Origin of the sequence: Marilutibacter aestuarii, assembly GCF_006546775.1 — a bacterium.
Classification (GTDB): Bacteria; Pseudomonadota; Gammaproteobacteria; order Xanthomonadales; family Xanthomonadaceae; genus Marilutibacter; species Marilutibacter aestuarii.
This window is the reverse complement of sequence record NZ_VICE01000048.1, coordinates 32248-52631: the sequence shown is the minus strand read 5'-3', so window position 1 is coordinate 52631 and position 20384 is coordinate 32248. Positions and strand designations below refer to the sequence as shown.

General features: G+C 70.8%; 20 protein-coding genes. 5 read left to right on the top strand and 15 right to left on the bottom strand.

Annotated features, from left to right (window positions below; all coding sequences use genetic code 11):
* Window positions 1–16 precede the first annotated feature (16 nt).
* Entirely contained in the window at window positions 17–1273 is a 1257-nt protein-coding gene (gene murA, locus FKV25_RS05020; protein WP_141517705.1) for a UDP-N-acetylglucosamine 1-carboxyvinyltransferase, read from the top strand.
* A 42-nt stretch (window positions 1274–1315) separates the two neighbouring features.
* Here murA and FKV25_RS05015 read toward each other — a convergent pair whose 3' ends face one another.
* Genes FKV25_RS05015 through purM form a run of 5 tightly spaced genes read right to left on the bottom strand, consistent with a single transcriptional unit; the run spans window position 1316 to window position 5218 of the window.
* The gene (locus FKV25_RS05015) at window positions 1316–2002 is read right to left on the bottom strand and encodes a DUF3108 domain-containing protein (protein WP_141517704.1); all 687 of its coding nucleotides are present in this window, start codon (window positions 2000–2002) and stop codon (window positions 1316–1318) included.
* A gap of 16 nt (window positions 2003–2018) precedes the next feature.
* Complete coding sequence (locus FKV25_RS05010) at window positions 2019–2723, bottom strand: DUF3108 domain-containing protein (protein ID WP_141517703.1); 705 nt, start codon at window positions 2721–2723, stop codon at window positions 2019–2021.
* The gene (locus FKV25_RS05005; protein ID WP_246071925.1) at window positions 2724–3518 is read right to left on the bottom strand and encodes a DUF3108 domain-containing protein; all 795 of its coding nucleotides are present in this window, start codon (window positions 3516–3518) and stop codon (window positions 2724–2726) included.
* Between the two features lie 10 nt (window positions 3519–3528).
* Window positions 3529–4194: a phosphoribosylglycinamide formyltransferase gene (purN, locus tag FKV25_RS05000; protein WP_141517702.1), complete on the bottom strand. Its 666-nt coding sequence runs from the start codon at window positions 4192–4194 to the stop codon at window positions 3529–3531.
* 4 nt (window positions 4195–4198) lie between these two features.
* The gene (gene purM / locus FKV25_RS04995) at window positions 4199–5218 is read right to left on the bottom strand and encodes a phosphoribosylformylglycinamidine cyclo-ligase (RefSeq protein WP_170218546.1); all 1020 of its coding nucleotides are present in this window, start codon (window positions 5216–5218) and stop codon (window positions 4199–4201) included.
* A gap of 267 nt (window positions 5219–5485) precedes the next feature.
* Between purM and FKV25_RS04990 the strand changes: the two genes are divergently transcribed.
* Genes FKV25_RS04990 through hda form a run of 3 tightly spaced genes read left to right on the top strand, consistent with a single transcriptional unit; the run spans window position 5486 to window position 8537 of the window.
* Entirely contained in the window at window positions 5486–6652 is a 1167-nt protein-coding gene (locus FKV25_RS04990; RefSeq protein WP_141517700.1) for a DUF2066 domain-containing protein, read from the top strand.
* Window positions 6653–6669: 17 nt separating this feature from the next.
* Entirely contained in the window at window positions 6670–7818 is a 1149-nt protein-coding gene (locus FKV25_RS04985; RefSeq protein ID WP_141517699.1) for an AI-2E family transporter, read from the top strand.
* A complete protein-coding gene (hda, locus tag FKV25_RS04980) occupies window positions 7815–8537 on the top strand; it encodes a DnaA regulatory inactivator Hda (RefSeq protein ID WP_141517698.1) in 723 nt (240 codons plus the stop codon). Before FKV25_RS04985 ends, hda begins: the two co-directional genes overlap by 4 nt.
* Before the next feature lie 33 nt (window positions 8538–8570).
* On the opposite strand, the gene FKV25_RS04975 is transcribed toward hda, so the two are convergent.
* The 7 genes from FKV25_RS04975 to cysG all read right to left on the bottom strand — a co-directional run bounded on the left by FKV25_RS04975 (window position 8571) and on the right by cysG (window position 14741).
* The gene (locus FKV25_RS04975) at window positions 8571–9371 is read right to left on the bottom strand and encodes a PDZ domain-containing protein (protein ID WP_141517697.1); all 801 of its coding nucleotides are present in this window, start codon (window positions 9369–9371) and stop codon (window positions 8571–8573) included.
* Window positions 9368–9799, bottom strand: coding sequence for a hypothetical protein (locus FKV25_RS04970; protein ID WP_141517696.1), 432 nt, complete (start codon window positions 9797–9799; stop codon window positions 9368–9370). Before FKV25_RS04970 ends, FKV25_RS04975 begins: the two co-directional genes overlap by 4 nt.
* Entirely contained in the window at window positions 9780–10361 is a 582-nt protein-coding gene (locus FKV25_RS04965; protein WP_170218542.1) for an RNA polymerase sigma factor, read from the bottom strand. Before FKV25_RS04965 ends, FKV25_RS04970 begins: the two co-directional genes overlap by 20 nt.
* 68 nt (window positions 10362–10429) lie before the next feature.
* On the bottom strand, window positions 10430–11137 hold the full coding sequence (gene murU, locus FKV25_RS04960) for an N-acetylmuramate alpha-1-phosphate uridylyltransferase MurU (RefSeq protein WP_141517694.1): 708 nt from the start codon (window positions 11135–11137) through the stop codon (window positions 10430–10432).
* Window positions 11134–12159, bottom strand: coding sequence for an aminoglycoside phosphotransferase family protein (locus FKV25_RS04955; protein ID WP_141517693.1), 1026 nt, complete (start codon window positions 12157–12159; stop codon window positions 11134–11136). Before FKV25_RS04955 ends, murU begins: the two co-directional genes overlap by 4 nt.
* A 109-nt stretch (window positions 12160–12268) precedes the next feature.
* Window positions 12269–13225, bottom strand: coding sequence for a cysteine synthase A (gene cysK, locus FKV25_RS04950; protein ID WP_141517692.1), 957 nt, complete (start codon window positions 13223–13225; stop codon window positions 12269–12271).
* A 70-nt stretch (window positions 13226–13295) separates the two neighbouring features.
* Entirely contained in the window at window positions 13296–14741 is a 1446-nt protein-coding gene (gene cysG / locus FKV25_RS04945; RefSeq protein ID WP_141517691.1) for a siroheme synthase CysG, read from the bottom strand.
* 222 nt (window positions 14742–14963) lie between these two features.
* Here cysG and FKV25_RS04940 point away from each other — a divergent pair, with 222 nt between their 5' ends.
* Window positions 14964–15950, top strand: coding sequence for a LysR family transcriptional regulator (locus FKV25_RS04940; protein ID WP_141517690.1), 987 nt, complete (start codon window positions 14964–14966; stop codon window positions 15948–15950).
* A gap of 75 nt (window positions 15951–16025) precedes the next feature.
* On the opposite strand, the gene FKV25_RS04935 is transcribed toward FKV25_RS04940, so the two are convergent.
* The 3 genes from FKV25_RS04935 to FKV25_RS04925 are packed head-to-tail and all read right to left on the bottom strand — an operon-like array spanning window position 16026 to window position 20303.
* Window positions 16026–16778: a phosphoadenylyl-sulfate reductase gene (locus tag FKV25_RS04935; protein ID WP_141517689.1), complete on the bottom strand. Its 753-nt coding sequence runs from the start codon at window positions 16776–16778 to the stop codon at window positions 16026–16028.
* Window positions 16775–18475 (bottom strand): assimilatory sulfite reductase (NADPH) hemoprotein subunit, encoded by a 1701-nt coding sequence (cysI, locus tag FKV25_RS04930; protein WP_141517688.1) that lies wholly within the window; start codon window positions 18473–18475, stop codon window positions 16775–16777. Before cysI ends, FKV25_RS04935 begins: the two co-directional genes overlap by 4 nt.
* Before the next feature lies 1 nt (window position 18476).
* The gene (locus tag FKV25_RS04925; RefSeq protein ID WP_141517687.1) at window positions 18477–20303 is read right to left on the bottom strand and encodes an assimilatory sulfite reductase (NADPH) flavoprotein subunit; all 1827 of its coding nucleotides are present in this window, start codon (window positions 20301–20303) and stop codon (window positions 18477–18479) included.
* Window positions 20304–20384: the final 81 nt, after the last annotated feature.

The following is a 20384-nucleotide window of genomic DNA, read 5'->3' as shown; positions in this document are numbered from 1 at the left end:
CCCAACCGGAACCCCGATGCAGAAAATCGTTGTCCAGGGCGGCCGTCCGCTCACTGGCGAAGTCCAGATCTCCGGCGCCAAGAACGCCGTCCTGCCCATCCTGTGCGCCACCCTGCTGGCCGACGGACCGGTGGAGATCAGCAACGTGCCGCACCTGCACGACGTGGTCACCACGGTGAAGCTGCTTGGCGAGCTCGGCGCGGGGATCACCATCGACGAGCACTACGGGATCACCGTCGACCCGACCACCGTCCACAGCCAGGTCGCGTCCTACGAACTGGTCAAGACCATGCGGGCCTCAGTGCTGGTGCTCGGCCCGCTGCTGGCGCGTTACGGCCACGCCGAAGTGTCGTTGCCCGGCGGCTGCGCGATCGGCTCGCGACCGGTGGACCTGCACATCAAGGGCCTGCAGGCGCTGGGCGCGGAGATCAGCGTCGAGAACGGCTTCATCAAGGCCCGCGCCGAGCGCCTGAAGGGCGCGCGCTTCGTCTTCGACATGGTCAGCGTCGGCGCCACCGAGAACGTGCTGATGGCGGCCACGCTCGCCGAGGGCACCACGGTGCTGGAGAACGCGGCGATGGAGCCGGAGATCGTCGACCTGGCCGAGTGCCTGCAGGCGATGGGCGCGCGGATCCAGGGCGCCGGGAGCAACCGGATCGTGGTGGAGGGCGTGCCTTCGCTGCACGGGGGGCGGCACTCGGTGGTGCCCGACCGCATCGAGACCGGCACCTTCCTGGTGGCCGCGGCGATGACCGGTGGCCGCGTGGTGGTGCGCCGGGCGCGGCCTGACACCATGGATGCCGTGCTCGACAAGCTCAAGCAGGCGGGCGCGGCGATCGAGGTCGACGGTGAGTCGATCACGCTGGACATGGGCGGGCGCCGGCCGAAGGCGGTCAACATCACCACCGCGCCGCACCCCGCGTTCCCGACCGACATGCAGGCGCAGTTCATGGCGCTCAACTGCATCGCCGACGGGGTGGGCGTGATCAACGAAACGATCTTCGAAAACCGCTTCATGCACGTCAACGAACTGCTGCGCCTGGGCGCGGACATCCGCGTGGACGGACACACGGCGGTGGTGCGGGGGGTGGAGCGGCTCAGCGGCGCGCCGGTGATGGCGACCGACCTGCGTGCCTCGGCCTCGCTGATCCTGGCCGGCCTGGTCGCCGACGGCGAGACGACGATCGACCGCATCTACCACCTGGACCGGGGTTACGAGAACATCGAGGAGAAGCTCTCCGGCCTCGGCGCGGTGATCCGCCGGATCGACTGACCGCCCCCGCCCCCCGGATGCAGGGGCGGGGGACGTGCGCGATCAGGCCTTGCGCCAGGACTGCATGCGCAGGTCGATGGTGTCGCCCTCCGGCTCGTGCTGGAGGATGCGCACGGGCAGCGGGACACCCGGCACCACCCACACGACGGTTTTCTTCGCGCCATCGGCGTGGAACAGGCGGATCGCGCTGTAGCGCTTGCCGTCCACGGTGACGTCCTGGTTCTTGAGGCGGGTATAGGCCATCGGGCGCACGCGCCCGTTCTCGGCCACGCGGTAATTGAGCGACCGGCCAGTCGCCGCATCGGATGCCAGGCTCAGGTTGAGCAGCAAGGGATCCATGTCGCCGCGTTGCAGTGCCACCGGCCCCCGCTTGGCGGATTTCACGTCGCCCGTCCAGCTGACGCGGCCTTCGCGCCAGTTGAAATGGGTGGTGATGGCGCGCCGACCGAGCGGATAGCTCAGGTGCCGGCTGCTCGCGAGTGGCAGGTAGCGCGCGCCACTGGCGTCGAACACCGTGGCCTGGTCGATGGAGGCCACGCGGTTTCCGAGCTTGAGGGTGTAGGTCCAGCGCTGCGTGCCGGAGGCGGGGCGCAGCGCCATGCTCCCGGAGGCGTTCATTCCGTTGTAACTGACCTGGTATTGCGCGGAGGCCGGCTCGAGCGCTTGGGCCGACAGGGAGGCCAGGCACAGGCCACCGGCCAGCCAGAGGCGGGAAATTCGTGTCTTCATGGGAGGGCTCCTGGGGCTAGCGGATAGCCTGCATCGTCAATTCAAGCGCGTCGCCGTCCTTGTCCTTCTGGACGATGCGCGCCGGCACCTGCATGCCCTCCACGATCCAGGCCGTGGTCTCGCGGCGGCCATCGTTGCCCACGACCTTGGTGGCTTGGTGGCTCTGGCCGTCCACGGTGATCGTCTCGGTGCCGGCGTTGCGGTAGTCGAGCTGCTTGATCCGGCCGTCGTCCACCATGCGGTACTCCAGGGGCTTGCCGGCGGCGACGTCGCGGACGAGCGCGAGGTTGATCAGCAGTGCATCGAGGTCGCCGGCCTTGAGCGCGATCGGCCCGGCGCGGTCGGGCTTCACGTCGCCGCTCCAGCGCGCCTCGCCCGCGGCCCAGTCATAGGTCGCGGTCTTCTGGCTGCGCTTGACCAGCACTTTGTTGGTGTCGTTGCTGCTCAGGGGGCGCCACTGGTCGCCTTTCACTTCGAACACGGTGACCTGGCTGAGGTCGGCCAGGGCATTGCGCACGTTCAGGCTGTAGCGCCAGCGGCCCTCGCCCTCGCTCGCGAGCGTCATCTGGCCATTGGCCTCCATGCCCATGTAGCTGGCCTTGTAGTCGGCGGTGAAGGGCTCGATGGCCCGCGCCGGCAGCACGGCCAGCGCCAACGCGGCGCCGAGCACCAGCACGGGCGCCTTCGACAGGGTGTTCTGGATCTTCGATGCAAGCTTCATCTACTGCACTCCTGTGTAATCCACCAAACGCAAGTCGTACTTGTCTTCGCCGCCCTCGCGCTGGAGCATGCGGACCGGGGTCGGGACGCCGTGGGCGACCCAGATCACCGTCTCTTCGTCGTCCTGCGCATCGCCGGGGTCGGGCGAGCGGGTGACGCGCATCGCGTTGTAGCTCAGCTCGCCGACCTTCACGCCCTCCATCTCTTCCGAGACGCGGTAGACGTGGGGCTTGGCGCGCCCGTTGTCGACGTAGCGGTAGCGCAGCGTCGCGCCGGGCCGGGCGTCGCGGATCACCGCCAGGTTGATCAGCAAGCCGCTCATGTCGCCGGGCTCGAGCGCAACCGGGCGCTCGCGACTCTCCTTGATGTCGCCGGTCCACGTTGCGCTTCGTCGAGCCCAATCGTAGGTGCCCGTGGTCTGCTTGCGGCTGAACAGGGTCTTGCGGACCGTGCCCTGGCTCAATGGCAAGAAGCCCGAGGCCGTGTCCTCGAAGACGGTGCTCTGCTCGGCGTTGATGCCGGCCAGCCGGAACAGGCCCCGGCCGCCCATGTCGAGGTCGACGCGCCAGCGGTGCGGCGAAAGTGGCGTCAGCTGCAGCGTGGCTTCGCCCAGCGCCTTGCCGCCGGCGAGCACTTCGTAGCGCGCCTCGAAGGGCGCGAGCGCGGGTGACGCTTCCGTCTCGAGTGTCGAGGAGGCTTCGGGGAGGCCCTCGCCGACGCTCGGGTCCTGTGCGGCTGCGTCGGGCATGCCGAGCGCTCCCAGCACGAGCAGGAAGGATAGGGTGGTTCGGATCATGGGCACCTTGTCAGGCAGTCGGGACATGCAGCGCATTGTCGACATCCAGCTGCAAGGGCGCGTGCAGGGGCGTTCCGTCGACGCAGGGGCGGGGGCCATCCAGGGTGATGCGACCGCGCAGCAGGGCATCCACCGTCGCCAGCAGCAACGGGTGTTCACGTTCCAGCACGCGCGCCGCGAGGCGCCCGGCATCGTCGCCCGGCTCGACCGGCACGCGGGCCTGGGCGATGACCGGGCCGCCGTCGAGTTCGGTGGTGACGACGTGCACGCTGGCACCGTGGACAGGTACGCCCGCGTCCAGGGCTTGCTGGTGGGTGTGCAGGCCCTTGAAATCGGGGAGCAGCGACGGGTGGATGTTGATCATGCGACCGGGACGTGCCTCGACGACGTTGGAATCCAACAGTCGCATATATCCGGCACAGACGATGAGGTCGGGCTGAACGTTGTCGACGAGGCTGAACAGCGCTTCGTCGAAGCCCCGTCGCGAATCGAAGTCGCGTGGCCGCAGCGAGAACGCCGGTATCCCGGCGTCGCGCGCGCGCTGCAGTGCGCCGGCCCTGGCACGGTCGGAGAAGACGCCGACCAGCTCACCGCCCAGGCGGCCGTCGGCGATCGCGTCGACGAGCACCTGCAGGTTGCTGCCACGGCCGGAGGCCAGTACCGCGATGCGGCGCATCCGTTCAGCCGATCTTGACGCGGGCGTCGTCCGCGGCGGCCACGACCCGGCCGATGCGCCAGTTCGGCAGCGCCATCCGTTCCAGGTCGGACTCGATGGCGGGCGCGTCGGCGGGGTCGACGACGAGGACGAAGCCGATGCCGCAGTTGAAGGTGCGCCACATTTCCTCGTCGGCCACGGCGCCTTCGCGCTGCAGCCATTCGAAGACCGGGGGCTGCGGCCAGCTGGAAGCGTCGATGTCCAGGCCCAGCCCCTCCGGGATCACCCGGATGATGTTTTCGGTGAGGCCGCCGCCGGTGATGTGCGACATGGCGTGGATGTCGTGGGCGGCCAGCAGCTCCAGCACCGGCTTGACGTACAGCCGGGTCGGCGCCATCAGCGCATCGGCGAGGGCGGTGCCGTCGGCGAGCACGTGCGCGCCCGGCTGGCCGGCGCGGTCATAGATGCGGCGGATCAGCGAATAGCCGTTCGAGTGGGGACCGCTGGAGGCGATGCCGATCAGCAGGTCGCCGTCGCGGCTGCGGCCGCCGTCGAGCAGCCGGGACTTCTCCACGCCCGCGACGCAGAAGCCGGCCAGGTCGTACTCGCCCGGCGCATACATGTCCGGCATTTCCGCGGTCTCGCCGCCGATCAGCGCGCAGCCCGATGCCTCGCAACCCCGCGCGATGCCGCCGACGACCGCGGCGGCGGTGTCGATGTCGAGCTTGCCGGTGGCGAAGTAGTCGAGGAAGAACAGCGGCTCGGCGCCCTGCACGAGCACGTCGTTCACGCACATCGCGACCAGGTCGATGCCGATGCTGTCGTGGCGGCCGAGTTGCTGGGCAAGCTTGAGCTTGGTGCCGACGCCGTCGGTGCCCGAGACCAGGACCGGCTCCTTGTACTTCGCCGACAGGTCGAACAGGGCGCCGAAACCACCCAGTCCGCCCATCACCTCGGGGCGGAAGCTGCGCTTGACCAGGGGCTTGATGCGTTCGACGAGTTCATTGCCCGCGTCGATGTCGACGCCGGCGTCACGGTAGGTCAGCGGGGTTTGTGGGCTGGTCACGGGCAGTGCTTCGACGGCGGGGAATGGGGCATTTTAGCAGCGATGGCGGCTTGATCCGCGGCCCTTCCGATCCGGCCCCCCGCCGGGCGCCCGGCCGGCGATCGCGCGGCGGGGCGGGCGATCCAACCCGGCAGCGGTGGGCGCGAGGGCGGCCGGGGGGCGGGCGATTCCGTTTTAGATGGACGTACCGGGCCCGCTGCGGCACCATTTCGGTGTTTCCGGAGCAAACCAGGCGGCGAATCCTGCATGAGTGGCGCAATCCGTACGGCCTTCCTGTCCATTACCGCGGCGATGCTGCTGGCCTGCCTGGCGCCCGTCGCCCAGGCCCAGCGCGTCGAGGGCGACCGCGCCCGGGCCGAGGACATCTACACGGCGGAGGTCGCGGTGCGCGGGCAGGCCGAGGGCGAGCGCAAGGCCGCCTTCGCCCGTGGCCTGGCCCAGGTGCTGGGCAAGCTCTCCGGCGATCGCCAGGCGGCGTCGGCGCCGGGCGTGGGCCGCGAGTTGCGCCGCGCCGAGGACTACGTGGTCCACTACGACTACCGCCAGGACGAGACGCTCACGTCCAGCGGCGCCCCCACCTACCGCACGATGCTCGTGGTGCAATACCAGGACAGCGCGGTCGACGCGCTCGCGGCCACCCTCGGCATTCCGGTCTGGCCGCAGCCTCGGCCCAAGCCGGTCCTGTGGCTGGCCATCGACGACGGCAGCGGCCCCCGCCTGGTCGGCCTGTCGAAGTCGGCCGTCGCCCGCACCGTCCTCGATCGTGCCATCCAGCGCGGCTATCGCCTGGGCCTGCCCGCCGGCAACGCCGCCGAGCAGGCCGTGGTCGGCGCGATCTGGCGTGGTGACACGGCGGCCGTGGCGCGCGCTTCGCAGCGCTACAACCCGCCGATGCAGCTGGTGGGCAAGCTGTACCGCGATGGTGGCGGCTGGACCGCGGACTGGATCTTCGTCGATCGCGGACGCGTGCTCGCCCGCTGGTCGGAAAGCGGCGCCGATGCGCGCCAGGTCATGGCCACCGGCGCCGACGGCGCCGCGGACGCGCTCACCAAGCGCTACGCCAAGCGCAGCGCGGTCGGTCCGGCCGGCAGCTACGCGGTGACCTTCGAAGGCCTGGACAGCGCCGACGACTACATCCGCCTGTCGGGCTACCTGCAGGGCCTGGCGGTCGTCCGCGGCATCAAGCCGTTGAAGGCCACGGCGGAGAGCGTGGTGCTGGAGCTGGAACTGCTGACCGGCCTGGCCGGGCTCAAGCGCATGGCCGAGGGCGACGACGTCCTCGTGGCGGTGGAAAGCCTGGCGATCCCGGACGGCCTGCCCGAACCCCTGCCCGAGCCGGGCCCCGTGTTGCCCGACGACGGGACCCTGGACGAGCCGCCGGTATCGGCCCCCAGCGTCTACCGGGTGCGCTGATGCAGGAGACCGACGCCATGGACGACATCGCGCGATTCCTCAAGCGGCTGCAGTGGGGGGCGGTCGCGCTGGCCGCGCTCTGGCTGGTGTGGGCGCTGGCCCCCATCCTCACGCCCTTCGTGCTGGCGGCCCTGCTGGGCTGGCTGGGCGACCCCCTGGTCGACCGACTCGAACGCTCGGGGCGCTCGCGCAACGTGGCCGTCGGACTGGTGTTCACGCTGATGGCGCTGCTGATCACCCTCGCCCTGGTGATCCTGGTGCCGATGATCGAGCGGCAGGTGGTGACCGTCGTCGAGATGATGCCCAAGCTCCGCGACTGGCTGCTGGGCACCGGCCTGCCCTGGGTGGAGCAGCGCACGGGACTGGAGTTGCGCGGGTGGCTCGACCCGCAGCGCCTGATCGAACTGGTGCGCGAGCACTGGCAACAGGCCGGCGGGGTGGCGGCGACGTTCTTCGGCTATGTCTCGCGTTCGGGTTTCGCGCTGGTGACGATGGTCGCCAACGCGGTGCTGCTTCCCATCCTCACGTTCTACTTCCTGCGCGACTGGGACAAGCTGGTCGAGCGCGTTGGCCTGCTCGTGCCGCGCGACCACCTGCCCACCGTCCGCCGCCTGGCGATCGAGTCCAACGACGTGCTGTCGGCCTTCCTGCGCGGGCAGATCCTGGTGATGCTCGCGCTGGGTGCGATCTATGCGATCGGGTTGTCGGTGGTCGGCCTGAAGGTGGGCCTGCTGATTGGCATCGTTGCCGGCCTCATCAGTTTCGTGCCCTACCTGGGGACGGCGACGGGCGTCGTCCTTGGGCTGATCGCGGCCTTCATCCAGCCCGGCGGCGACCTGACCCTGGTCCTGATGGTCGGCGGCGTGTTCGTGGTCGGGCAGATGCTGGAAGGTTACGTGCTGACCCCGCGCATCGTCGGTGACCGGATCGGCCTGCACCCGGCCGCGGTGATCTTCGCGATCATGGCCGGCGGGCAGCTGTTCGGGTTCCTCGGCATGCTGATCGCCCTGCCGGTGGCGGCGGTGGCCAACGTGCTGCTGCGCTTCGCCCAGGAGCGCTACACGCACAGCCGCCTGTACGCGGGCGATCACGTCGAGGTGGTCGATACCGGGACCACGCCCGCCGCGGCCCTCGCGGACGCGGACGCGGGGCGCGACCCGAGGTGAGCGTGCCGCAGCTGCCCTTGGCGCTGCGCTACCCGCCGGACCAGCGATTCGAGACCTATGTCGGCGCCCCGGCGGGTGCGCTCGCCCAGCTGCAGGCGCTCGCCGATGGTGGCGCGGGTGCATGGCTATACCTCGCCGGGCCGGCCGGGGTCGGCAAGACCCACCTGCTGCTGGCCACCTGTGCGGCCGCCGAGACCGCCGGCCACCGCGTGGCCTACCTGCCGCTGGCCGCGGCCGCCGGGCGCCTGGATGACGCCTTGCAGGCGCTGGAGGGCAACGACCTGGTGGCGCTCGACGGCCTCGAGGCCATTGCCGGGCATCGCGAGGACGAAGTGGCGATGTTCGATGCCCACAACCGTGCGCGCGCCGCCGGTACCTGCCTGCTCTATGCCGCGCGTGGCAATCCTGCCGAGCTGGCCCCGGGCCTGCCCGACCTGCGTTCACGGCTCTCGCAGTGCGTACGCGTCAACCTGCTGCCGCTCGACGATGCCGGACGCCGCCAGGTACTCGCCCAGCGCGCCCAGCGCCGGGGCCTGGTGGTCGACGATGCCGCGCTGGACTGGTTGCTGCGCCGCAGCGGCCGCGACCTGGCCGGCCTGACGGCGCTGCTCGACACCCTCGATCGCGAATCCCTGGCCGCGCAGCGCCGGGTGACGGTACCGTTCCTGCGGCAGGCATTGGGCCTTGCGGCGACGCGCCCCGACGCCGACGCGAACTGAGCCCCCTCAGCGCGCGACGCGCGCCCGGGGCGATCAACGGCAGTCGTCGGCGACGTCCTTCCACACGACCGGTTCCCAGTAGGCGTTCCGGCGGATGCGGTCGCCATCCAGGCCCTCGTCGAGGAATCGCGCGCCCAGCAGGTGGCGCGTGCCGGGCTTGACCTCGACCACCAGGGTCTTGGCTGCGCGCGCGCCTTCGCGGCGGAGCAGTTGTTCGCGCATGCGCAGCTCCACCGGGTTGAAGCGGATCGACTCGATCCGTTCGGCGACCGTGATCGCGTGCATGCCGGCCGGGAGCCGGTGGCGGTTGGCGTCGATCGGAAGGCCGCTGCCGTCGATGCTGATGATCTCGACCGGATACAGACGATCCGTCACATGCGGCAACGTCCCGCGATTGCTGACGTACCCACAGCCACTCGGCGGGGGCGCGCTCCGTCCCACGGGGGCGCTGTCGGACAGTTCCAGCACCTGACCATCGCGCGAGACCGTGGCGCTGATCGCGCCGCCCTGCGCGAGCGCGGCCTGCAGGGTCGTGTTCGGCTCCAGCGTGTCGGTCAGCGACCGGCCATTGACCGACAGCAGGCGATCGCCGACCCGCATGCCCATGCGATCGGCGTTGCCGCCCGGGGTGATGGCGAGGACCGCGACGCCCCGCGTCTCCGGCCGGCGCACGTCGATGACCGCGTCCAGCGCACTCGACTGCGCGCCAGCGAGCACCATCGGCAGGCTCACCGTCGAAGGGGTGCCGCTGGCGAACGCGGGAAGCGTCGCGGCACCCGCGCTCAGGGCGAGGATCGCGACGGCAAGGTGGCGTTGGAGATGCCGGAAGTTCATGACGAGGTCCCGCTGTCCACAGTGTTGGAAGGAACGAGGTCGCGCACCAGCTGCAAGCGTGCCTCCCACAAGGGGGCAAGTTCGGCGTCGCTGGCGCCGCGCCCGTAGGCCGTCTGCAGGGCGCGGTCGATGGCCCGGAGCTTCATGTGCGCCGCATCCCCGGAATCGGGGAAGGCACCGGGCGCGACGGCGACGATGGCGGCACCGCCGGCACCCGGAGGGCTCTCGACCTGCGGTCCACGGTGTCCCGGCAGCGCCAAGACCACGACCAGGCCCAGGGCCAGGGCCGACGCCCCGGTCCGCAGGACGCGGCTGCGGCGCGTCTGCGACGCGCGCAGGCGGTGCTCCAGCGAGGCCGGCGGCAGCGGTTCGGGCAAGGCCTGCAGGTATCGGCGCAGGCGTTCGTGGTCAGGCTCGGGTGCGTGCATGGGGTTCGGTCGCGTTCGGGGCGTCGTTGTCGGATTCGAGGCTTTCGCGCAGGCGTGACAGGGCGCGGGAAATCTGGGATTTGGACCAGCTCGGGCTGCGGTCGAAGCGCTCGGCCAGTTCGGCGTGGGACCAGCCCTCGACCTCGTGCAGCCATACCAGGGTACGGGCCACGGGGTCGAGACGTTGCAACAGCGCGCCGGCATCGACCTGGCGCGCGGCGCTGCCTTCGGCGCCGTCGGCGACCGTGGCCACGTCCTCGTCCGCGTACAGGTGGGCGTGCTCGCGACGCACGCGGTCGATCGCGGCATTGGCCACGACCTTCTTCAGCCAGGGCCTCACAGGCCGGTCGCTGCGCAGGCCGCCGATGAAGCGCAGCATCTTCATGAAGGCGTCATGGGTCAGATCCTCGGCCGCGGCGGGGTCGCCGGTCAGCCGCAGGGCCAGCGCATGCGCTGCCGCCGCGTGCCGCGCATACAGCTCGGCGAAGGCCTGGCGGTCGCCCCAGCGGGCCTTTCGCAGCAGTTCGGGTTCATCCACGAGTCGGGTGACGGCCTGGTCCATTGGCATGGATACGCGCCGGGGACCGGAAGCGTCGCACGGCGAGCGCGAAGACCGGGTGGCGAGGGCGTTCAGGCACCGTCGGCGGCCAGGCGCGCATCGAGCTCGGCCAGGCGTTGCGGCGTGCCGACGTCGGTCCATTGCCCGCGGTAGTGCTCGCCGCCGACCAGGCCTTCGGTCATCCTCGCCGCCAGCACCGGCGCCAGGCGGAAGCGCGGCTTGCCGCCGGGTGAGTCGTGTCCGCCGATGATCGCCTCCCATCCCTGCAGTATCCCGGGCCGGTATACCCCAAGCCCCGCATAGGTCAGCAGTGGAGTGCCTTCTGCTCGGACCCGCCCTTCGGTCGTCAGGACAAAGTCGCCCCGCGCGGCCTGCGCCGGTGGATCGACCAGGACAAGATGCGCCATGCCGTCGGGTTCGCGCGGCAGCCTGTTGAAGTCGTAATCGGTCCAGACATCGCCATTGACCAGCAGGAAGGGCGCGTCGCCCAGCAGCGGCAGCGCATTGAACATGCCACCGCCGGTTTCCAGCGGCGTGTCGCCTTCGTACAGGAAGTGCAGCGACAGGCCCCAGCGCCGCCCGTCGCCGAGTGCCTGCGGGAAGCGGTCGGCCAGCCAGCTGGTGTTGACCACGACCTCGCGTACCCCCAGCGCCGCCAGTTTCTCCAGGTGCCACTCGATCAGCGGTTTGCCGCCGACGGGCAGCAGGGGCTTGGGGGTGCGCTCGGTGAGTGGCCGCATGCGTTCGCCGAAGCCGGCGGCGAAGATCAGCGCCTTCATCGCACCTCCGCCAGGCGTCGTTCGAAGGCCGGACGCACGCGCGCGTCGAGCAGGTCCCGCAAGGGGTGCAGCGCCGGATGGCGCGGCAACACCTCGTCCAGGTAGGCCAGGAAGCGGAACGCATCGGCCAGGTACTTCGGCTTGCCGTCGCGATGGTGGAGGCGGGCGAAGATGCCGAGGATCTTGAGGTGCCGCTGCACCCCCAGCCAGTCGGCATCGCGCATGAAGGCCTCCAGCGCAGGCACCGGCAGGCCGGCGTCGCGGGCGCGTGCGTGGTAGCGCGCCAGCCAGTCGTCGACCCGTGCCAACGGCCAGCTCACGAAGGCGTCCTTGAACAGGCTCACCGCGTCGTAGGCGACGGGTCCCACCACGCAATCCTGGAAATCGAGCACCGCCGGGCCGTCGTCGGCGGGCATCAGGTTGCGCAGCATGTAGTCGCGATGGGTGAGCACGCGCGCCTGGGCGAGCGCGTTGTCCATCAGCCGTCGCTGGACCAGTTGCAGGCGCTCGGCATCCGCGCAGTCGAGGGCCAGGCCCAGGTGCTCGCCGATGAACCAGGTCTCGAACAGGCCGGCGTCGCGCTGCAGGAGGGCCTCGCCGAACACCGGCATGTCGCGCGGCGGGGCGATCCGCTGCAGGCGGACCAGTTGGGCGATGGCGGCGTCGAAATGGGCGTCGGCCGATCCTTCGTCGATCAGTTGGGCCAGGGTCGGGCCGCCGAGGTCCTCCAGCAGCAGGAAGCCCGCCTCGATGTCCTGCGCCAGCACGCGCGGCACGCGCACGCCGCCGCCGGCAAGGAGGCGATGCATCGCCAGCCAGGGGCGCACGTCCTCCAGTGCCGGGGGCGCGTCCATGACGACCATGCTCGGCGTCGCCCCCGTGGTTCTCCAGTAGCTGCGGTGGCCCGCGTCGTACGAGGCGCGTTCGAGCCCGAGGCCTGGCACGCCGCTGGCCGCGCGCGCCCAGTCCAGGCGCGCGGCGTCGCGCGGTGGTGATTCGGTGGGGGCGTGGGGCGTGGGCATGCGCGGCGGGGCGGTTTCGACGGCCCACAGGATAACGCCCGGGACGCGGCGTTTCGCGCGCTGCGGTCCCGGGCGCGAAGTCAGCCCGCGCGGAGTGGGGCTGCGTGGCCTAGAGCGTGGCCAGCCACTCGTCGTCGGAGCCTTCCGCGACGCCCTCGAACAGGAACGTCGACAGGTAGCGCTCGCCGGTGTCGGGCAGCATCGCCAGCAGCACCGCGCCTTCCGCGGCCTGCTCGGCGACCTGCAGCGCGGCGGCTACCGTGGCGCCGGCGGAGATGCCCACGAAGATGCCTTCCTCGGCGGCCAGGCGGCGCGAGGTGTCGCGGGCCAGCACGTCGTCGATCGGCAGGATCTCGTCGGCGATGTCGCGGCTGAGGACCTCGGGCAGGAAGTCGGGCGTCCAGCCCTGGATCTTGTGCGGCTGCCATTCCTTGCCCGACAACAGCGCGGCGCCGGCGGGTTCGCTGGCGATCACCTTGAGGTCCGGGCGGGCGGTCTTGAGCACCTCGCCGGCACCGGTGATGGTGCCGCCGGTGCCCCAGCCGCTGACGAAGAAGTCCAGGCGCTTGCCGGCGAAATCGCGCAGGATCTCCGGTCCGGTGGTGTTGCGATGGTAGGCCGGGTTGGCCGGGTTCTCGAACTGGCTGGCGAGGAACCAGCCGTGCTCGCGGGCCAGTTCGGCTGCCTTGCGGACCATGCCGGTCCCGCGCTCGGCGGCGGGCGTGAGGATCACCCGGGCGCCATAGGCGCGCATCAGCTTGCGGCGCTCGATCGAGAAGGTTTCCGTCATCACCGCGACGAAGGGATAGCCGCGGGCGGCGCAGACCATCGCCAGGGCGATGCCGGTGTTGCCGCTGGTGGCCTCTACCACGGTCTGGCCCGGTTTGAGCACGCCCCGTTGCTCGGCATCCAGGATGATCGCCAGGGCCAGGCGGTCCTTGACCGAGCCGCCGGGGTTGAAGGATTCCACCTTCGCGTACAGCGTCACGTGGCTGGGCGCGATGCGGTGGAGCTTGACGATCGGCGTACCGCCGATGGTGTCCAGGATGCTGTCGTACAGGGCCATGGGGTGCTCCGGGTTCAGATCGTGTCGGGTGCGCGGCCGGTACGGCCGCGTGGTCGGTAAGACGCAGGGATCACGCGGCTTCGGCCATCGTGGGTTCCCGCCGGGCGGGACTGTCGAGCCGCAGGGGTTGCGGCCCGAACCAGTGTAGGGCCTCCGCCGACGCGGCCACTTCACCCAGGATCAACAGGGCGGGGGCCTTGACGGCGTGCCGCGCGGCGGCTTCCGGCAAGGTGTCCAGTGTCCCGGTCACCACGCGCTGGTCGGCGCGGGTGCCGTTCTCGACCAGTGCGAAGGGCGTCCCGGGCGCACGCCCATGCGCGATCAACTGGTCGCGCAGGTGCGCCAGGCCGGAGACGCCCATGTAGAAGGCGAGCGTCTGCCGCTCGCGGGCCAGCGCAGGCCAGTCGACCGGGTCGCTGCCGTCGCGGCCCAGTGCGGTGACGAAACGCACCGACTGGGCGTGCTCGCGGTGGGTGAGCGGCACGCCGGCATAGGCGGCGCAGGCCACCGCGGCGGTGATCCCGGGCACCACCTCGAAGTCGATGCCGTGGGCGTGGAGCACGTCCAGTTCCTCGCCGCCGCGGCCGAAGACGAAGGGGTCGCCGCCCTTGAGGCGCACCACGCGCTTGCCGGCGCGGGCATGCTCGACGAGCAGGGCGTGGATGCGGGCCTGGGTGGCGTCGTGGTCGCCGCCGACCTGCTTGCCGACCTCGATCCTGTCGGCGTCGCGACGCGCCAGCGCGAGGACTTCGTCGCTGACGAGGCGGTCGTGCAGGATGACGTCGGCCTCGTTCAGCACGCGCAGGCCCCGCAGGGTCAGCAGGCCCGGGTCGCCGGGGCCCGCGCCGACCAGGGCCACGCTGCCCCGCGCCGGGGAGGCATCCGTGGCCAGCGCGGCGTCGAAGGCCGCCTGGGCGGCACCATGATCGCCCCGCCGCAAGTGAGAGGGCACCGGTCCTGCCAGCAATGCATCGAAGAAGCGGCGACGCGCGCCGATCTCCGGGAAGCGTTGGCGGATGCGTTCGCGCTCGCGGTCGAGCAGGCCCGCCAGGTCGCCCAGCGATTCGTCCAGCTCCCGCTCAAGGCGCTCGCGCAGGTGGCGCGCGAGCATCGGCGCGCCGCCGCCGCTCGAGATCGCGACCTGCAGCGGGCCCCGTTCGACGCGCGAGGGCACCTGTACGCTCGACAGCGACGCGTCGTCGACCACGTTGGCCCAGACCCGGCGCGCCTCGGCGGCGGTGCAGACCGCGCGGTTGATGATCGGGTTGTCGGTGGCGGCCACGACCAGCCACGCATCGTTGAGCCAGTTCGGATCGAATCGCCCGGCGATGTGTTCGATCCGACCCTCGGCCACCAGCGTCGCCACGCTGGGCTCCAGCGCCGGCGCGCCGACCACGACGCGCGCGCCCGAGGCGAGCAGGGCGTCGATCTTGCGCCGGGCCACGGCGCCGCCGCCGACCACGAGCACGCGGCGGTCGCGAAGGTCGATGAACAGGGGAAACAGGGGGGCGGGCATGGCATCGGGCCGGAGCAGGGATTGCAACGCTAGGCCCTCGCCCGTGGATGCGGAAATGAGCAATCGCCCGACCGCCATGCCGAGCGGTCATAAGCGCGGGGCATCGCGCGCTGGACGGGTCGGGGGCCTTGGGCTAGTTTCGTGGCTGTCCATGCAGTCCACCGGCATGCCTCCATCCGCCCTGTCGCGCGCCTGCGCGGACCGGAGACCGGAACCGCGTCCATGACCCTGACCCAACTCCGCTACCTCGTGGCCATCGCCGACTCCGGCCTCAACATCACCCTGGCCGCCGAACGCGTGCACGCGACCCAGCCCGGTCTGTCCAAGCAACTCAAGCAACTGGAAGAGGAGCTGGGCTTCCAGCTGTTCGTGCGGCGCGGCCGTAGCCTGGAGTCGATCGCGCCGGGCGGCGAAAAGGTACTCACCCACGCGCGGCGGATCCTGGAAGAGGCCGCCAACATCCGCGCCTATGCCGCCAACGAGCGGGGCGAGCACGTCGGACGGCTGGTGCTGGCGACCACGCACACCCAGGCCCGGCACGTACTGCCCAGCGCGATCGCCGCGGTCAAGCGCGAATTCCCCCGCATCAGCGTCCACCTCGAGCCGGTGGCGGACGGCGAGGTCCTGGAACAACTGGCCCACGGTGCCGCCGACCTCGCCGTCCTCAGCACCGCAGGCCAGGTGCCCGACGCAGGTCTGGCGGTACCCCTGTTCCGCTGGCGGCGCATGGTGCTGGTGCCGGCGTCGCACCCGCTGGCGCGCCTGCGCCGCACGCCGACACTGACCGAACTCTCGCGCTACCCGCTCGTCAGCTACGAGTCATCGATCCGCCCGGAGTCCTCGCTGCGGCGTGCCTTCGCCAGCGAGGGCGTGGAGCCTCAACTGGCGATGACCGCCCGCGACGCGGACCTCATCAAGACCTACGTCCGCGCCGGGATGGGCGTGGGACTGCTCGCGGAAATGGCCCTGGACGCGCAGGGCGACAAGGACCTGGTGGCCATGCCCGCGCCGGACGCGATCCCCGAATGCACGGCCTGGGCAGTGCTGCCGCGCTCGCGGGTGTCCCGCGACTACGCGCTCGAACTGATCCACGCGATCGCCCCGCAACTTGATCGCCACGACCTGCGCCGGGTGCTGGAGGGCAACGCCGAGGCGGACTGGCCGGTGCCGCCGACCTGGATCGAACTGAGCCAGCCGATCACCCTGTGAGCGCCGCGTCGTTGTCCGTGCCCGGCGTGCGTGGGACGGCGGCGGGCGCACGAACGCGTGCGTGGGCGCCGGCGATCAGGCGGCTTCCTCCGCGGCGACGGGTTCGTCGTCGAAATGCAGGCCGCATTCGCGCTTGAGTCCGAAGAATCGCGTCTCTTCCGGGTTCATGCCGTCCTCGAGACGACGGGTGGTGTGCACGTCGCCGATCGAGACGTAGCCCTCGTGCCATAGCGGGTGGTAGGGCAGGTCGTGCCGGTCGAGGTACTGCCAGATGTCGCGGTCGGTCCAGTCGGCCAGGGGATGCAGCTTCCAACGACCGTCGCGCAGTTCAAGGAAGTCGATGCCGGCGCGGCTGCGCGACTGGTCGCGGCGCAGTCCGGCGATCCACGTGCGCACGCCCAGTACCGACAACGCGCGCTGCATGGGCTCGACCTTGTGGACGCGGTTGTACTGGCCGATCGCCTCTGCCCCGAGTCGCTCGAGTTGCCGCGTCCGACTCTCGGGCCAGGCTTCGCTGGGATCGGGCTGGAACACCTTGAGGTTCAGGCGAAGGCGCTCGCGCAGTTCGCCGATGAACACGTGGGTTTCCGGGAACAGGTAGCCGGTGTCGACGAGGATGACCGGCAGGTCCGGCGCCTGCCGGGTGACCATGTGCAGGGACACGGCGGCCTGTGCGCCGAAACTCGAAGAGAGCGCATGGTTGCCGGCGGTGTTTTCCAGGGCCCAGGCGATCCGCCCGGCGGCATCCTGGCGGGCCAGCCAGCGATTGAGTTCTGCCAGCGCCTTGGGGGATTCGGCGGCGGTGATGGGGTCGGGGGGCGGTGTCATGTCGTCACCTCGTAGTGCGAGGGGTGCGAATACGCGACCACGTCGCTGCGCACCAGGAAGTCGCCGAACCCTTCGTCGGGATCGCGTTCCGCGGCGTAGCGCGCGAGCAGCGCGTCCAGCTCGGAGAGGATCTGTGCCTCGTCGATGTTCTCGCGGTGCAGCGTGTTGAGCCGCTGGCCGCGGTGGTCGGCGCCGAGCATGAGGTTGTAGCGGCCGGGCGCCTTGCCGACCAGGGCGATTTCGCCCAGGTAGGGGCGCGAGCAGCCGTTCGGGCAACCGCTGATGCGCAGGTTGATCGCCGTGTCGGCCAGGCCGTGCCGGGCCATGAGTGCGTCGACGCGCGATACCAGCGCCGGCAGGTAGCGCTCGGCCTCGGCCATGGCCAGCCCGCAGGTGGGCAGGGCCACGCAGGCGATCGCGTCGCGCTGCAAGGGGGTGGCGCTGCGGTGGGCATCGAGCGCGTAGACCGCCACCAGGGCGTCGATCGCCTGGCGACGGCCGGCGGGGATTCCGGCGATCACCAGGTTCTGGTTGGCGGTCATCCGGAACTCGGCGCCTTCGTCGTGGCCTTCCAGCACGCGCGCGATCTCGCGCAGTCCACTGAGGTGGCGCACGGTTTCGTCGTCGACGATGCGCCCGGCCGGCAGGGCCAGGGTGAGGTGCCAGCGCCCGTCCTCGCCCTCGATCCAGCCGAAGCGGTCGTTGTTGTGTTCGAAAACGAACGGACGGGCCGGGGCGAGAGCGAACCCGGCACGCCGTTCAACCTCGTCCCTGAAAGCCTCCAGTCCGTGGTCGTCGATCGTGTACTTCAGTCGCGCGCGCTTGCGCACTTCGCGGTTGCCCCAGTCGCGCTGGGTGGTCACCACCGCCACCGACACCGCCTTGAGGCCCTCGGCCGGCACGAAGCCAATCACGTTGGCCAGGCGCGGGTAGGTCTCGTCGTCGCCATGGGTGGCACCCATGCCGCCGCCAACGGCGACGTTGTAGCCGACCACGCGGCCATCCTCGATCACGGCGATGAAGCCCAGGTCCTGGGCGAACACGTCGACGTCGTTGAAGGGCGGGATCGCGAACCCGATCTTGAACTTGCGCGGCAGGTAGGCCTCGCCGTAGATCGGCTCCTCCACCTGCGGCGTGCCGGCGACCTGTTCCTCGTCCAGCCAGATCTCGTAATAGGCACGGGTATTGGGCAGCAGGTGCTCGGAAACCGCCGCGGCATGCGCGTACACCTCGGCATGGGCGGTGGACTGCAGCGGATTGGCGGCCACCGCGACATTGCGGTTGACGTCGCCGCATGCCGCAAGCGTGTCGATGAGGGCGGCGTTGATCGCCTGCATCGTCGCCTTCAGCTCGGTCTTGATGACGCCATGGAACTGGAAGGCCTGGCGCGTGGTGATGCGCAGGCCGCGCTCGGCGAAGGTGGTGGCCACGTGGTCGAGCTTGAGCCACTGGGAGGGCGAGACGACGCCGCCCGGGGTACGGGTGCGGATCATGAAGCTGTAGGCCGGTTCCAGCTTGGCGACGCGACGTTCCTCGCGGATGTCGCGGTCGTCCTGCTGGTAGCTGCCGTGGTACTTGATCAGGGTCTGGTCGTCTTCCCGCAGCGCGCCCGTCAACGGGTCGGCGAGGCTTTCGAGCAGGCTGCCGCGAAGGCCGACGCTGGCGCGCTTGATGTCTTCGACCGAATGCGTGCTCATGTCAGTACACGTCCCGGGCGTAGCGGCCCTGCTGCTGCAGCCGGGCCAGGTAGTCCTCGGCGTCCGCGGCCGAGCGCGCGCCATGCTCGACGATCACGTCCAGCAGCGCCGCGTGCACGTCCTTGCCCATGCCGATCGCGCCGCAGACATAGAAGTGGGCGCCTTCTTCCAGTCGCGCGTAGACCTCGCGCCCCTGCTCGCGCAGGCGGTGCTGGACGTAGACCTTGTGGGCCTGGTCGCGCGAGAAGGCGAGGTCGATCCGCTCCAGGTGTCCGTCCCTGAGCGCGCGCTGCCACTCCAGCTGGTAGAGGAAGTCGGTGCGGAAATGCGGATTGCCGAAGAACAGCCAGTTGCGCCCGCTGGCGCCGGTGATCGCGCGTTCCTGCACGAAGGCACGGAACGGCGCGACGCCGGTGCCGGGGCCGACCATGATGATGTCGCGCGAGGGGTCGGCCGGCAGGCGGAAGCGCTCGTTGGGCTCGATGTAGACGGGCACGCGGTCGCCCTCGGCGGCACGGGCGAGGAAGTCCGAGGCAGCGCCCCAACGCGACTGGCCGTCGACCGCGTACTCGACGTGAGCCACCGTGAGGTGCACCTCGTCGCCGGCGTGTTTCTGGCTCGACGCGATGGAATACAGGCGGGGTGTCATCGGGCGGAGGGCCTCGACCAGCGCGGGCCCGTCCCAGCGGGCGGGATGGCGCTGCAGCAGGTCGATCACCTGCTGCTCGTCGAACAGGCGGGCCAGGGCCTCGCGGCCGTCGGGTTCCAGCAGTTCCCGTAGCGCGGCATCGCCGGTGCGCTCGGCGTGCGCGGCGAGGAAGGGGCGCGAGAGGCGCGTGAGTTCGCGCCTGCCGCCCAGCCACTCGCGCAACGGTCGGCTCTCGTCGGCCACGTCGACGGCCTGGTCGCCATCCAACCCCAGCACGTCGAGGACGCCCTGGACCAGGGCCGGCGGGTTCTCGGGCCAGATCCCCAGTGCGTCGCCCGGTTCGTAGTGCAGCCCCGATTCCTCGAGGGACAGTTCGAAATGGCGCACGTCGCGACCGCGCGGCGTGCGCAGGCCGCCCGGGGCGGACAGGGCATGGCCGGCGAGCAGTTCGGCACGGAAGGGTCGATCGCGATCGAAGGCCGCTGCTGGCGCCGCAAGCGGGCGCAGCGGCGTGACGGTGGCGCTGTGTGCCGGGCTGGCCTTGGCCAGGGCCTTTGCGGCCTCGACGGCGCGCGCCATCCAGGGCGTCGCGACACTGTCGATGTCGAGGTCGGCATCGCCACGCTCGAACAGGCGGCTGGCCCCCAGCTCGGCCAGGCGCGCGTCAAGCACCCGCCCGATCTCGCAGAACTGTGGATAGCTCGAGTCGCCCAGCCCGAGCACGGCGAACTTGAGTTCGGGCAGCTTGGGTGCGCGGCGCCCCCGGATGAAGTCGACCAGGCCGATGGCGTCGTCCGGCGGATCGCCTTCGCCCTGGGTGCTGATGACGATATAGAGCTGGCGTTCGTCCTTGAGCTCGCGGGTCGGGTACGCGTCCGCGCGAAGCAGGCGTACGCTGGCGCCGGCGGCCTCGCTTTGCGCGGCCAGTTTCTCGGCCAGGCGCCTGGCGTTGCCGGTCTGGCTGCCGTACACGATGGTCAGCGTCGGCGACGCCGTGGCGCCCGCCACGGGCTGGGCGATGGCCTGGACCGGGCGCCCCCCCGTCGCCTGGCCGCGGGCCAGCCCCGCGGCATAGCCCGACAGCCACCACAGCCCGGCGCCATCGAGGCCGTCGGTCAGCTGGTTCAGCAGGCCGGCCTGCTGGTCGGTCAGGGGCGCGGGGGCAGGGGAGGCGGGCATTGCAGCGGCTCTCGGGCGATTTCCTGAGCACGAGACTAGGGATGGGCCCGGGCGACGGGAAAGGATGCATCGTTATGCGGT

Bases quoted from the DNA above. Each gene is read 5' to 3' on its own strand.
- murA (WP_141517705.1), top strand. From the start codon at position 17: ATGCAGAAAATCGTTGTCCAGGGCGGCCGTCCGCTCACTGGCGAAGTC.
- FKV25_RS05015 (WP_141517704.1), bottom strand. From the start codon at position 2,002: ATGAAGACACGAATTTCCCGCCTCTGGCTGGCCGGTGGCCTGTGCCTG.
- FKV25_RS05010 (WP_141517703.1), bottom strand. From the start codon at position 2,723: ATGAAGCTTGCATCGAAGATCCAGAACACCCTGTCGAAGGCGCCCGTG.
- FKV25_RS05005 (WP_246071925.1), bottom strand. From the start codon at position 3,518: ATGATCCGAACCACCCTATCCTTCCTGCTCGTGCTGGGAGCGCTCGGC.
- purN (WP_141517702.1), bottom strand. From the start codon at position 4,194: ATGCGCCGCATCGCGGTACTGGCCTCCGGCCGTGGCAGCAACCTGCAG.
- FKV25_RS04990 (WP_141517700.1), top strand. From the start codon at position 5,486: ATGAGTGGCGCAATCCGTACGGCCTTCCTGTCCATTACCGCGGCGATG.
- FKV25_RS04985 (WP_141517699.1), top strand. From the start codon at position 6,670: ATGGACGACATCGCGCGATTCCTCAAGCGGCTGCAGTGGGGGGCGGTC.
- FKV25_RS04975 (WP_141517697.1), bottom strand. From the start codon at position 9,371: ATGAACTTCCGGCATCTCCAACGCCACCTTGCCGTCGCGATCCTCGCC.
- FKV25_RS04970 (WP_141517696.1), bottom strand. From the start codon at position 9,799: ATGCACGCACCCGAGCCTGACCACGAACGCCTGCGCCGATACCTGCAG.
- FKV25_RS04965 (WP_170218542.1), bottom strand. From the start codon at position 10,361: ATGGACCAGGCCGTCACCCGACTCGTGGATGAACCCGAACTGCTGCGA.
- murU (WP_141517694.1), bottom strand. From the start codon at position 11,137: ATGAAGGCGCTGATCTTCGCCGCCGGCTTCGGCGAACGCATGCGGCCA.
- FKV25_RS04955 (WP_141517693.1), bottom strand. From the start codon at position 12,159: ATGCCCACGCCCCACGCCCCCACCGAATCACCACCGCGCGACGCCGCG.
- cysK (WP_141517692.1), bottom strand. From the start codon at position 13,225: ATGGCCCTGTACGACAGCATCCTGGACACCATCGGCGGTACGCCGATC.
- cysG (WP_141517691.1), bottom strand. From the start codon at position 14,741: ATGCCCGCCCCCCTGTTTCCCCTGTTCATCGACCTTCGCGACCGCCGC.
- FKV25_RS04940 (WP_141517690.1), top strand. From the start codon at position 14,964: ATGACCCTGACCCAACTCCGCTACCTCGTGGCCATCGCCGACTCCGGC.
- FKV25_RS04935 (WP_141517689.1), bottom strand. From the start codon at position 16,778: ATGACACCGCCCCCCGACCCCATCACCGCCGCCGAATCCCCCAAGGCG.
- cysI (WP_141517688.1), bottom strand. From the start codon at position 18,475: ATGAGCACGCATTCGGTCGAAGACATCAAGCGCGCCAGCGTCGGCCTT.
- FKV25_RS04925 (WP_141517687.1), bottom strand. From the start codon at position 20,303: ATGCCCGCCTCCCCTGCCCCCGCGCCCCTGACCGACCAGCAGGCCGGC.